Below are 12189 nucleotides of genomic sequence, written 5' to 3'. Positions count from 1 at the left end.
ATGAGGAAGCGACGGCTGCCACGGATAGCGGCGCTCAGCGGGGTGCAGGCGGCCCAGGCCCGGCACGTGCTGGTGCACTCGCCGGTGCGGGCGGGTCCGGCCGTGCTGACCTGGACGCTCACCCTGGTCGCGGACGACGACGTCCCGCTGGCCGAGAGCCGCACCACGTCGCCCGACTTCCCGGTGCCGCTCGCGGACATCGCCCAGGTGCACCTGGACGTCGTCGGCCTGGAGCAGGCGGGGGAGTGGGAGCCGCTGCCGGTGCGGCGGGGCGAGGCCCGGTTCCGCGCACCGGTGCGGGTCGCGACACCCGCGGACGGCTGACCGCCGGGGTCACGCAGCACACCGCCCCGCCCCCGGGGACCCGGGGACGGGGCGGGCGGCGCGGTGACCGAGTGCTCGAACGGCTCAGTGCTTGAACGCGTCCTTGACCTTCTCGCCCGCGTCCTTGAGGTCCGCCTTCGACTGGTCGGTCCGGCCCTCGGCCTCGAGGCGCTCGTCGTCCGTCGCGCGGCCGGTGGCCTCCTTCGCCTTGCCGGAGAAGCTTCTCGGCGGCGTTCTCGATCTTGTCGTCCAGTCCCATGAGGGTCCTCCTTCGACGTTCCTGACCTGATGCCTCGACGGTAGGCCCCGGTGCCCGGGGTCGCATCCGCTGGCGCAGGTCAGGCCGGGTGCTCGTCCGCTGCCACCTCGGCCGGCGTGCGGTGCAGGAGGCAGAACTCGTTGCCCTCGGGGTCCGCGAGCACGTGCCACGCGACCTCGGCCTGACCCACGTCCACCCGGGTCGCCCCCAGCGCCAGCAGCCGCGCGAGCTCGCCCGCCTGGTCCTCGCCGTCCCGGGGTCGCAGGTCGACGTGCAGCCGGTTCTTCACCTGCTTCGCCTCCGGGACGCGGGCGAACAGCCACGGGGTCGCGGCCCCGTCCGGGGGGACCAGCTCGACGACCTCGTCGTCGTCCGGGTCCAGCACGACGCGCCACCCCAGCACCTCGGCCCACCACCGCGCCTGGGCCCGGGGGTCCCGGGCGTCGACGCACAGCTCGCTCACAACGGCTCCCATGCCGCGACCGTACGGCCGCGGCACGGGAGCCGCCAGAGGGAGGCTCAGTCGCCGCGGACGCCCGCGACGGGGGTGCCGGCCTTCGCCGCCAGGGCCGCGGCCCCGACGATGCCCGCGGCGTTGCGCAGCTGCGCCGGGACGATCGGGGCCCGCAGGTGCAGCAGCGGGAGGAACTTCTCGTGGTGCTTGCTGACCCCGCCGCCGACCACGATCAGGTCGGGCCAGAACAGGTCCTCGATGACGCCGAAGTAGCGCTGCAGCCGCTCCGCCCACTGCGCCCAGTCCAGGTCGTCGCGGTCGCGCGCCGCGTCCGATGCACGGGTCTCGGCGTCGTGGCCGTCGATCTCCAGGTGGCCGAGCTCGAGGTTCGGCACCAGCACGCCGTCGGCGACGATCGCGGTGCCGATCCCGGTGCCCAGCGTGCAGACGAACGTCACGCCCGACGTCGAGCGCGCGGCGCCGAACAGCGTCTCCGCGTAGCCGGCGGCGTCGGCGTCGTTCACCGCGATCACCGGGCGACCGAGCGCGTCGCCGAGGACGTGCTCGATGTTGGTGCCGATCCACGAGCCGTCGACGTTGGCGGCGGACCGCGCGACGCCGTGCTGCACGACCGCGGGGAACGTGACGCCGATCGGGGTGTCCGACGGCAGGTCGAACCGGCCGATCAGCTCGACGACGGTCGCGGCGACGGCCGCCGGGGTCGCGGGCTGGGGCGTGGGGATGCGGATCCGGTCGGCGGCGAACTCGCCGGTCGTCAGGTCCACGGGGGCGCCCTTGATGCCGGAGCCGCCGATGTCGATGCCGAACGCCGTCGAGGCGTGGGGGTGCGTGTGGGTGCTCATGGGAGTGTGAGGATCTCCGCTCCGGTGTCGGTGACCAGCAGGGTGTGCTCGAACTGGGCGCTGCGGCGCAGGTCCGCGGTGACCACGGTCCACCCGTCGTCCCACGTCGTCCAGTCGGGGGTGCCGAGGTTGAGCATGGGCTCGATGGTGAACACCATGCCGGGCTCGATCACGCGGTCGTACATCGGGGCCGCGTCGTAGTGGGGGATGACCAGCCCGGAGTGGAACGCCTCGCCCACGCCGTGGCCGGTGTAGTCGCGGACGACTCCGTAGCCGAACCGGGCCGCGTACTTCTCGATGACCCGGCCGATCACGTTGACCTCGCGGCCCGGGCGGACGGCCCTGATCGCGCGGTCGAGGGCCTCGCGGGTGCGCTCGACCAGCAGGCGGGACTCCTCGTCGGGCTCGCCGGCGAAGAACGTGGCGTTGTTGTCCCCGTGCACCCCGCCGACGAACGCCGTGATGTCGACGTTCACCAGGTCGCCGTCCGCCAGGACGGTGGAGTCGGGGATGCCGTGGCAGATGACCTCGTTCACCGAGGTGCACAGCGACTTCGGGAACCCGCGGTAGCCCAGCGTCGACGGGTACGCGTGGTGGTCGAGCAGGAACTCGTGGCCGATCCGGTCGAGCTCGTCCGTGGTGACCCCCGGGGCGACGTGCCGGCCGACCTCCGCCAGCGCCTGCGCGGCGATCCGGGCGGCCACGCGGATCCGCTCCACGACCTCGGGCTCGACGACGTCGCTGCCGGTGAACGGGGTCGGCGCGGGCCGGTCGACGTACTCGGGTCGCGGGATGGACGCGGGCACGGGTCGCCGGGGACCGATCGTGCCCGGGACGAGCGCCGGCCTCGGCGCGTGGACGGACGTCATACCTGGCAGTCTACGAACCAGCGGCCGCCCCCGAGGAACCGGCGGCCCGCCGGACGCACCAGGAGGGCACCGTGGCCGACGAGTTCTACTACAACACCGAGACCGGGCAGATCGAGCAGGGCAAGCAGTCCTCCTGGACGCACCTGATGGGCCCGTACGACTCCCGCGAGGCCGCGGCGCACGCGCTGGAGAAGGCGCGGTCCCGCAGCGAGGCGTGGGACGAGGAGGACCGGCGCGAGGACGCCTGACCTCCGGCCCCGTCAGCCCGGCGGGGTCTCGCCCCGCAGCCGGGCCGCGACCTCGGCCACCGCGGCCGGGTTCCCGACGATCTCGAAGTGCATCTCATCCGCGCGGCCCCCGAAGTCGCCGCCCCAGGCGACCACGGGCGCCACCTCGACGAGGATCGACCGGATCGCCTCGACCTGCCGGTCGGTGAACGTCTCGCGGGCCCCCAGCGGGTGCTCGGTGGCGTTCAGGTCGATCGACGTCCCGGAGGCGTGGTTGGACAGGCCGCCCTCGTCGTCGCCCTCGCCGCGCACCGAGCGGTTCGCCCAGCCCCACGAGGAGTCCACGTCGACGGGTTCGACCTCCGCGTCGAACCGGGCCGCGACGTGGTCCAGCACGGTCCGGACGTCGCCGCCACGGAGCCGGCCGGTCACCCACGGGGAGATCTCCAGCAACGGGTCGGCGCCGTCGGCGAACACCGGCCAGCAGTTCTGCGACGTCGACGCGGTGGGCACGCAGGCCGGGTCGGGGACGGCGACGGGGGTGACCGCCTCCGCCCCGGGGCCGGCGAGCAGCCGCACGGCCAGCACGACCAGCCACACCAGGACCGCCACGACCAGGAGCGCTCCGGTCCCGAGCACCACGGCGCCGCGTCGGGTCAGCCGCAGCCGCCCGTGCTGGGTGCCGCGCGCGGGCGCCCCCCGGACGGGCGCGGACCCGGCCGGCACCCGCCGCCCCGGCTGCCCCGGCTGCGCCCGCTGCCCCGGCTGCGCCGCCCCTGCTGCTGGGCGCACCCTCGCGCGCGTGCCGCTCATGCCGGGAATCGTAGGGCCCCCGCCCCGCCGAGATGGCAGAACGCGCCTGGGGGCCTGCGGGCGGAGTCAGGCGGGGTCTGCCATCTCGGCGGCGGGTGACGGGCGGCGGGCGACGGGCGGGGTCTCAGCGGCGGGCGAGGTGGGCGAGGACCGGGCGGTGGTCGCTGCCGCCAACGGCGTCGAGCACCGCGTAGCCGGTGACCCGCCACACCCGGCCGTCCGCGAGGACGTGGTCGATGGGCGCGCCGAGCACGCGGGGCGCGTCGGCGGGCCAGGTGCCGAGCCCGCCGGCGCCGACCTCGGTCGCGGCGTCCACGCACGGGCCCAGGTCGGCGAGGCCGGGGTGGTCGAGCGTGGCGTTGAGGTCGCCGACGACGACCGCGCCGGGGGTGTTCCGGCAGAGGGCCGCGGTGTCGGCGGTGTGCTCCCGCCAGCCGCCCATCGACCCGAGGTCGGACGGCGCGCGCAGGTGCAGGGCCGCGAGCACGGCGGGCGCCCGGGAGCCCGCGTCGGCGGGCGTCACGGCGAACGAGCCCAGCTCGGGGGCGGGCACGCCGGTCCGGTGCTGCTGCGGCGGCCCGAGCTCGTCGGACCACAGCACCGCGGTGCCCTCGGTGGTGTGCCCGGTGTTCGGGGCGGACAGCGCGGTGGTCGGGTGCCCGGCGGCGGTGAGGGCCGCGGCGGCGGCGCGGGCGGTGCGGCCGCTGGTCTCGGGCAGCACCACCAGGTCCGCGCGGTGCTCGAGCGCCAGCCGCGCGAGGGCGTCCCCGTCGACGGTGTCCAGGGTGTTGAACGACAGCACCACCAGGTCGGCGTCCGCGGGGTCGCCGACCGAAGCCCCGCCGGGCCCGGGGCCGAGACCGCGCGCGGCGACGACCGCCCCCTGGCCGACGGCGCCGACCGCGAGCAGCCCGGCGACGGCCAGCGCCAGCGGGGCGCCCGCGCGGGTCGGGACACCGGCGCGGGCGCCGACCCGGACGAGCGCCGCGGCCACGCCCACGGCGGCGAGCGCGCCCACCGCCAGCACCACGGCGAGCAGGCCGCGCAGGGCCACGACCTGGGCGACGGGTGCGCCGCCGGCCAGCCCCCAGCGGTCCGGTGCCTGCAGGACGACGAGGGCAGCCGCGAGGACGAGCAGCAGGACCGCGCCCGCCACGACCAGCGCGGTCCGCCCGGGTCGAGAGGCGCCGGGGCGGCCCGAGGGGGCGCGCAGGCCCGCCGGGTCGCCGCTCAGCTGAGGAACGAGTGGTCGGCGTCGGGGAACTGCCCGCCGCGCACCTCGGCGGCGTAGGCCCGCGCGGCGTCGCCGAGCAGCCGGCCGACGGCCGCGAACTGCTTCGCGAACCGCGGCGACCAGTCGCCCATCCCGGCCATGTCGGTCCAGACCAGCACCTGGCCGTCGCACTCCGCGCCCGCGCCGATGCCGATGGTGGGGATGTGCAGGATCTCGGTGACCCGGGCCGCGACCGGCGCCGGGACCATCTCCAGCACCACGGCGACCGCGCCGGCCTCCTGCACGGCGAGCGCGTCCTCGGCGAGCCGCTCGGCCGCCTCGTCGCCCCGGCCCTGCACGCGGTGGCCGCCGAGGGTGTGCTCGGACTGCGGGGTGAACCCCAGGTGCCCGACGACCGGGATGCCCGCGTCGGTGAGCGCGCGGATCTGCGCGGCCGAGCGGGTACCGCCCTCGAGCTTCACCGCGTGCGCGCCGGCCTCCTTGAGGTAGCGCACCGCCGTGGCGAGCGCCTGCGCGGGGCCGGACTCGTAGGAGCCGAACGGCAGGTCGGCGACGACCAGCGCGCGCCGGGCGGCCCGCACCACGGCGCGCGTCGGGGGCAGCATCTCGTCGACGGTGACCGGGATCGGGGACTCGTGCCCGAGCATCGTGTTGCCGATGGAGTCGCCCACGAGCAGCAGGTCGATGCCCGCCTCGTCGAAGATGCGTGCCGTCGCGAAGTCGTAGGCGGTGAGCATCGTCAGCCGCTCGCCGCGCTGCTTGGCCTCGGCGAGGTGGTGCACGCGCACCCGGCGGACGGGGGCGGGGGACGCGGACGGGGCCGGCTGGTCGGACATCAGTGCTGCTCCACGGGCTCGGTGGTCGTGCTGGCGGTGGCGATCGGCTCGCGCCAGCGCGTGGTGATCGGCAGCCTACGGTCCCGGCCGAACGCCAGGGCCGTGACCTTCGGGCCGAGGGGGTACTGCCGGCGCTTCCACTCGGCCCGGTCCACCAGCGACAGGACGCGGTCGACGATCTCCGGGTCGAACCCGCGGGCCAGCAGCTCGGCGCGGCCCTCCGCGTGCTCGACGTAGGCGTCCAGCACCTGGTCCAGCAGGTCGTACGGGGGCAGCGAGTCCTGGTCGACCTGCCCGGGGCGCAGCTCGGCGGACGGCGGCTTGGTGATCGAGCTCTCGGGGATCGGCGGCACGAGGCCCGCGTCGACGGCGTGGGTGTTCCGCCACCGGGCCAGCGCCCACACCCGGGACTTGTCGACGTCCTTCAGCGGGGCGTACCCGCCGACGGCGTCGCCGTAGATCGTCGAGTAGCCGACCGCGAGCTCGGTCTTGTTGCCGGTCGCAAGCACGAGGTGCCCCTCGGCGTTGGACAGCGCCATGAGGATGACGCCGCGCACCCGCGCCTGCAGGTTCTCCGCGGCGACGCCGTCGAGCGCCATCTCGCCCTCGAACGCGTCGACCATCGGCTTGATCGCCTGCACCCGGTAGTCGGCGCCGACCCGCTGCGCGAGGTCGAGCGCGTCGTCCTTGCTGTGGTCGGAGGACCAGCGGGACGGCATCGACACGCCGACGACGTTGCTGCCGCCGATCGCGTCCGCGGCGATCGCGGCGACCAGCGCGGAGTCGATGCCGCCGGACATGCCCAGCACGACGGACCGGAAGCCGTTCTTGCGCACGTACCCGGCCAGGCCGGTGACCAGCGCCCGGTAGATCTCCTCGTCCGCGCCGAGCGGCGGCACCAGCGAGCCGGGCGCGAGCGCCTCGCCGCGGGCCGGGACGTCCCAGGTCAGCAGGTGCTCGACGAACTGCGGCGCGGTCGCCAGCAGCGTGCCGTCGGGCGCGATGACGAACGAGCCGCCGTCGAACACCAGGTCGTCCTGGCCGCCGACCATGTTGACGTAGGCGACCGGCGCACGGACCTCCCCGGCGCGGCGGGCGGCGAGGTCGGTGCGGATGTGCCCCTTGCCCTCCTCGTACGGGGAGCCGTTGACGACGAGCAGCAGGTCGAGGTCGTCGTCGGCCAGCTCGGCGACCGGCCCGTCCTGCCAGATGTCCTCGCAGATCAGCAGACCGACGCGGCGGCCGGCGACCTCGACGACCGTCGGGCCGCCGCCGGGGGCGAAGATCCGGAACTCGTCGAACACGCCGTAGTTCGGCAGGTGGTGCTTGTCGTACCGCTCGTGCACCCGGCCGTCGCGGAGCACCACGGCCTGGTTGGTCGGGCGCGCGGGGGCGCCGTCGTGCTCGCGGGTCGTGGACTCGCCGACCGTCCCGACCACCACCGTCAGCGCGCCCAGGCCGGCGTCCGCGAGGGCCGCGGCGAGCTCGGTGAGCGCGTGCTCGGCGCCCCGGCGGAACGACGCGCGCAGCGCCAGGTCCTCGATCGGGTAGCCGGTGACCGTCATCTCGGGGAACGCCACGAGGTCGGCGCCGGCGTCGGCGGCGCGGCGGGCCCACGCGAGGACGGCCTCGGTGTTCCCGGCGAGGTCGCCCACGCAGGTGTCGATCTGGGCGAGGGCGACGCGCAGGGCGCCGGGTCGGGCGGGCGCGGGGGCGGGGGAGCCGGGCTGGTCGGGCATGCCGACGAGCCTATTGCGGGTGACGCGGGCGGTGCGAGACGGCAGGTCGGCGCGTGCGCCACCCGCCGCCCGGAGGATCAGGCAGGATGTCCCCCATGGACAGGCAGCAGGAGTTCGTCCTCCGCACGGTGGAGGAGCGCGACATCCGTTTCATCCGGCTCTGGTTCACCGACGTGCTCGGGACCCTCAAGTCGGTGGCGGTCGCTCCGGCGGAGCTGGAGTCCGCGTTCTCGGAGGGCATCGGGTTCGACGGGTCGTCGATCGAGGGCCTCACGCGGGTGTACGAGGCGGACATGATCGCCAAGCCCGACCCGACGACGTTCCAGGTGCTGCCGTGGCGCGGCGAGCGGCACGGCACCGCGCGGATGTTCTGCGACATCCTCACCCCCGAGGGCGAGCCGTCGCTGGCCGACTCCCGCAACGTGCTCAAGCGCGCGCTGTCCCGGGCGAGCGAGCAGGGGTTCACCTTCTACACGCACCCCGAGGTCGAGTTCTACCTGTTCGAGGCCCCCGCCGACCCGTCGCAGCCGCTGGTGCCGGTCGACCAGGGCGGCTACTTCGACCACGTGCCGCGCGGCACCGCCCACGACTTCCGGCGCGCCGCGATCACGATGCTCGAGTCGATGGGCATCTCCGTGGAGTTCTCCCACCACGAGGCCGGCCCGGGCCAGAACGAGATCGACCTGCGGTACGCGGACGCGCTGACCACCGCCGACAACATCATGACGTTCCGCACCGTGGTCAAGGAGGTCGCGCTCGAGCAGGGCGTGTTCGCCTCGTTCATGCCGAAGCCGCTGGCCGACCAGCCGGGCTCGGGCATGCACACGCACCTGTCGCTGTTCGAGGGCGACCGGAACGCGTTCCACGAGCCGGGCGGCCACCTCGAGCTGTCGAAGACCGCGCGCTCGTTCATCGCGGGCCTGCTGCGGCACGCCGCCGAGATCACCGCGGTCACGAACCAGTTCACGAACTCGTACAAGCGGCTGTGGGGCGGCGCCGAGGCGCCGAGCTACGTCTGCTGGGGCCACAACAACCGCTCCGCGCTGGTCCGGATCCCGATGTACAAGCCGGGCAAGTCCAACTCGGCGCGCATCGAGTACCGCGCGGTCGACTCGGCCACCAACCCGTACCTCGCGTTCGCCGTCCTGCTGGCCGCCGGCCTCAAGGGCGTCGAGGAGGGCTACGAGATGCCCGAGGGCGCCGACGACGACGTCTGGAAGCTCACCGAGGCCGAGCGCCGCGCGCTGGGCATCGAGCCGCTGCCGACCTCGCTGGGCGCGGCCATCGAGGTGATGGAGAAGTCCGAGCTCGTCGCCGAGACCCTGGGCGAGCACGTCTTCGACTTCGTGCTGAAGAACAAGAAGCAGGAGTGGGAGGAGTACCGGGCGCAGGTCACGCCGTACGAGCTGCGCCGGTTCCTGCCGATGCTCTGAGGCGGTGGCGGACGTGGGCTCGACGTCGACCGGCCGGGGCGGGACGCTCGCCGGCCGGCTGACGCGCGCCGGGTTCGCCGACGTCGCCCGCGCCGAGCGGCTGCTGGCCGACGCGGCGCTGGCCGACCTGGTCGCGGGGACGCAGGACGTCCCCGGCCCCGCGGCGCTGCTGCCCGCGCTCGCGGACTCCGCCGACCCCGACCAGGCGCTGCTGTCGCTCGCGAAGATCGCCGGTGCCGTCACGGGGGAGCGGCGGTCGCGGCTCGCGGCCGCCCTCGCGCAGGACGGGTCCGCGCGCGAGCGGCTGCTCGCCGTCGTCGGGGCGTCGGTCGCCCTCGGGGACGACCTGGCGGCGCACCCCGAGCACCTGGACGTGGTGCTCGACGACGCCCCCGGCACCGGCGTGCCCGTCGCCGAGGTCCGCGCCGAGCTGCTGGCCGCCGTCGGCGCCGACCCGGAGTCGCCCACCCCGGTCGCCACCGTGGCCGGCGCCGAGGGCGTCGACGCGATGCGCCGCGCGTACCGGCAGCGCCTGCAGCGGATCGCCGCGACCGACCTCACCTGCGGGGAGCCGCTGACCCGGCTGCCCGGGGTGGCGGCGGCGCTCGCCGACCTGGCCGCCGCCGCGCTCGAGGCGGCCCTCGCGCTGGCCCGCGCCGAGCTCGACGACCACGGCGCCGGCGTCCGGCTGGCCGTGATCGGCATGGGCAAGACCGGCGGGCGCGAGCTGAACTACGTGAGCGACGTCGACGTGGTCTACGTCGCCGAGCCCGCGCCCGGCGTCGACGAGGCCGAGGCGCTGGCGGCCGGCACCCGGCTCGCGACCGCCCTGGCCCGGGCGTGCGGCGGGCCGTCGGGGGAGCCCGAGCTGTGGCCCGTCGACGCGGCGCTGCGGCCCGAGGGCAAGGACGGCCCGCTGGTCCGCACGCTCGAGTCGCACCGCAGCTACTACGAGCGGTGGGCCAAGACGTGGGAGTTCCAGGCGCTGCTGAAGGCCCGGCCGCTCGCGGGGGACGTCGAGCTCGGCCGCGCGTACGTGGAGCTGACCAACCCGATGGTGTGGCAGGCGGTCCGCCGGGAGAACTTCGTCCAGGACGCGCAGGCCATGCGCCGGCGCGTCGAGCGGCACCTGCCCGCCGCGGAGGCCGACCGGCAGATCAAGCTCGGCGTCGGCGGCCTGCGGGACGTCGAGTTCACCGTCCAGCTGCTGCAGCTCGTGCACGGCCGCTCCGACCCGGAGATCCGCAGCGGCAACACGCTGACGGCGCTCGCCGCGCTGTCCGCCGGCGGGTACGTGGGGCGCGAGCACGCCGCCCAGCTCGCCGTCTGCTACCGGTTCCTGCGGGCCATCGAGCACCGCGTCCAGCTACACCGGCTGCGCCGCACCCACCTGATGCCCACCGCCGAGCCCGACCTGCGCCGGCTCGCGCGGTCCGTCGGGATGCGCACCGAGGGCGCGACCGGGCTGCTCGACCGCTGGCGGCAGGTGCGCCGCGACGTCCGGCACCTGCACGAGGAGCTGTTCTACCGGCCGCTGCTGCCCGCGACCGCGCAGCTGTCGGCCGCCGAGGTCAGCCTCGCGCCGGAGGAGGCCCGCGAGCGGCTGGCGGCCATCGGCTACCGCGACCCCGCGGGTGCCGTGCGGCACATCGCCGCGCTGACCGAGGGCGTGTCCCGGCGCGCGGCGATCCAGCGGCAGCTGCTGCCGGTGATGCTCGGCTGGTTCGCCGACGGGCCCGACCCCGACGGCGGGCTGCTCGCGTTCCGGCGGCTGTCCGAGGAGCTCGGCGGCACCCACTGGTACCTCAAGCTGCTGCGCGACTCCGGCACCGCGGCGGAGCGGCTGGCCCGCGCCCTGTCGACGTCCCGGTACGTCGCGGACGCGCTCGCCCGGTCCCCGGAGTCCGTGGTGTGGCTCGACAGCGACGCCGAGCTCGAACCGCGCAGCCAGACCCGGCTCGCCGCCGAGGCCGACGCGCTGCTCACCCGGGCCACCGAGCCCGTCCCCGCGGTCACCGCCCTGCGCGCGCTGCGGCGCCGCGAGCTCGCGCGCACCGCCGCGGCCGACGTGCTGGGCGTCGTCACCGGCACCCGCGCGTCTCGCAGCCTCACCGCGACCGCGGACGTGCTGCTCGCGGGCGCGCTGCGCGTCGCGGCCTGGGAGGAGCGCGTGGCCCGCCACCTCGACGCCGACCCGACGACGATGCTCGTCGTGGCGATGGGCCGGCTCGGCGGGCGGGAGATGGGCTACTCCTCGGACGCCGACGTGCTGTTCGTGCACGACCCGCTGCCCGGCGCCGAGCCGGTGCTCGCCCAGGACTTCGCCACCGGCGTCGCCACCCGGCTGCGGCAGCTGCTCGGCGCCGTCGGCCCGGAGCCCGTGCTCGAGGTGGACGCGGACCTGCGGCCCGAGGGCCGCAACGGCCCGCTGGTCCGCTCGTTCGACGCCTACGCCGAGTACTACGCCCGGTGGTCGCTGGTCTGGGAGAGCCAGGCCCTGCTCCGGGCCCGGCCGGTGGCCGGGGACACCGCGCTCGGCGAGCGGTTCGTGGCGCTCGTCGACCCGCTGCGCTACCCCGCGGGCGGGCTCGACCCGGCGTCGGTCCGGGAGATCCGCCGGATCAAGGCGCGCGTCGAGGCCGAGCGGCTGCCCCGCGGCGTCGACCCCACCCGGCACGTCAAGCTCGGCCGCGGCGGGATCGCCGACGTCGAGTGGACCGCCCAGCTGCTCCAGCTCCAGCACGCCCACGAGGTCCCCGGCCTGCGGACCACGTCCACGCTCGACGCCCTCGCGGCCGCCCGGGAGGCCGGGCTGATCGCGCCCGACGACGCCCTGGTGCTCGTCGAGGCGTGGGACCTCGCGTCCCGGCTGCGCGACGCCCTGGTGCTGTGGACCGGCCGCACCGGCGGTGCTCACGCCGACGTGCTGCCCCACGACCGCCCGGTGCTCACCGGCCTGGCCGCGGTCCTCGGCTACGAGAGCGGCTCCGGCCAGGACCTCGAGGACACCTGGCTCCGCGCCTCCCGCCGCTCCCGCCAGGTCGTCGAGCACCTCTTCTACACCTGACCCATCCCCGCCCGGCCCTCGCCTCCCGCCCCGCCCCCGCACCCGCCCCAGCCCGGGGTGGATCCACCCGG

Annotated in this window: 11 protein-coding genes and 1 pseudogene; 4 read left to right on the top strand and 8 right to left on the bottom strand. The window is 75.8% G+C overall.

Annotated features, from left to right (window positions below; translation table 11 throughout):
* Window positions 1-324: a hypothetical protein gene (locus AC1VL8_RS16280; protein ID WP_389230083.1), complete on the top strand. Its 324-nt coding sequence runs from the start codon at window positions 1-3 to the stop codon at window positions 322-324.
* Between the two features lie 84 nt (window positions 325-408).
* Here AC1VL8_RS16280 and AC1VL8_RS16275 read toward each other — a convergent pair.
* The 4 genes and pseudogenes from AC1VL8_RS16275 to map form a co-directional block, all read right to left on the bottom strand.
* Window positions 409-583: pseudogene (locus AC1VL8_RS16275) on the bottom strand (CsbD family protein).
* 79 nt (window positions 584-662) lie between these two features.
* On the bottom strand, window positions 663-1058 hold the full coding sequence (locus AC1VL8_RS16270) for a VOC family protein (RefSeq protein WP_389230077.1): 396 nt from the start codon (window positions 1056-1058) through the stop codon (window positions 663-665).
* A gap of 44 nt (window positions 1059-1102) precedes the next feature.
* Window positions 1103-1900: a polyphosphate--glucose phosphotransferase gene (ppgK, locus tag AC1VL8_RS16265; protein ID WP_389230074.1), complete on the bottom strand. Its 798-nt coding sequence runs from the start codon at window positions 1898-1900 to the stop codon at window positions 1103-1105.
* Complete coding sequence (gene map / locus AC1VL8_RS16260; RefSeq protein ID WP_389230071.1) at window positions 1897-2769, bottom strand: type I methionyl aminopeptidase; 873 nt, start codon at window positions 2767-2769, stop codon at window positions 1897-1899. Before map ends, ppgK begins: the two co-directional genes overlap by 4 nt.
* Window positions 2770-2840: 71 nt before the next feature.
* Between map and AC1VL8_RS16255 the strand changes: the two genes are divergently transcribed.
* The gene (locus tag AC1VL8_RS16255) at window positions 2841-3017 is read left to right on the top strand and encodes an SPOR domain-containing protein (protein ID WP_389230068.1); all 177 of its coding nucleotides are present in this window, start codon (window positions 2841-2843) and stop codon (window positions 3015-3017) included.
* A gap of 12 nt (window positions 3018-3029) precedes the next feature.
* Here AC1VL8_RS16255 and AC1VL8_RS16250 read toward each other — a convergent pair whose 3' ends face one another.
* From AC1VL8_RS16250 to AC1VL8_RS16235, 4 genes are all read right to left on the bottom strand, one after another.
* A complete protein-coding gene (locus AC1VL8_RS16250) occupies window positions 3030-3809 on the bottom strand; it encodes a M15 family metallopeptidase (RefSeq protein WP_389230065.1) in 780 nt (259 codons plus the stop codon).
* Window positions 3810-3933: 124 nt separating this feature from the next.
* On the bottom strand, window positions 3934-4965 hold the full coding sequence (locus tag AC1VL8_RS16245) for an endonuclease/exonuclease/phosphatase family protein (RefSeq protein WP_483075886.1): 1032 nt from the start codon (window positions 4963-4965) through the stop codon (window positions 3934-3936).
* Window positions 4966-5039: 74 nt separating this feature from the next.
* Window positions 5040-5879 (bottom strand): 3-methyl-2-oxobutanoate hydroxymethyltransferase, encoded by an 840-nt coding sequence (gene panB, locus AC1VL8_RS16240; protein WP_483075885.1) that lies wholly within the window; start codon window positions 5877-5879, stop codon window positions 5040-5042.
* Window positions 5879-7618: an NAD+ synthase gene (locus tag AC1VL8_RS16235; protein ID WP_389230056.1), complete on the bottom strand. Its 1740-nt coding sequence runs from the start codon at window positions 7616-7618 to the stop codon at window positions 5879-5881. Before AC1VL8_RS16235 ends, panB begins: the two co-directional genes overlap by 1 nt.
* A gap of 95 nt (window positions 7619-7713) precedes the next feature.
* Here AC1VL8_RS16235 and glnA point away from each other — a divergent pair, with 95 nt between their 5' ends.
* Both glnA and AC1VL8_RS16225 read left to right on the top strand, forming a co-directional pair.
* A complete protein-coding gene (glnA, locus tag AC1VL8_RS16230) occupies window positions 7714-9051 on the top strand; it encodes a type I glutamate--ammonia ligase (RefSeq protein ID WP_389230053.1) in 1338 nt (445 codons plus the stop codon).
* A 4-nt stretch (window positions 9052-9055) separates the two neighbouring features.
* The gene (locus AC1VL8_RS16225; RefSeq protein ID WP_483075884.1) at window positions 9056-12118 is read left to right on the top strand and encodes a bifunctional [glutamine synthetase] adenylyltransferase/[glutamine synthetase]-adenylyl-L-tyrosine phosphorylase; all 3063 of its coding nucleotides are present in this window, start codon (window positions 9056-9058) and stop codon (window positions 12116-12118) included.
* Window positions 12119-12189: the final 71 nt, after the last annotated feature.

Source organism: Cellulomonas sp. KU4C (assembly GCF_056868065.1).
Note: the sequence above shows the minus strand (reverse complement) of the source record. Positions and strands in the feature narration are given on the sequence as shown.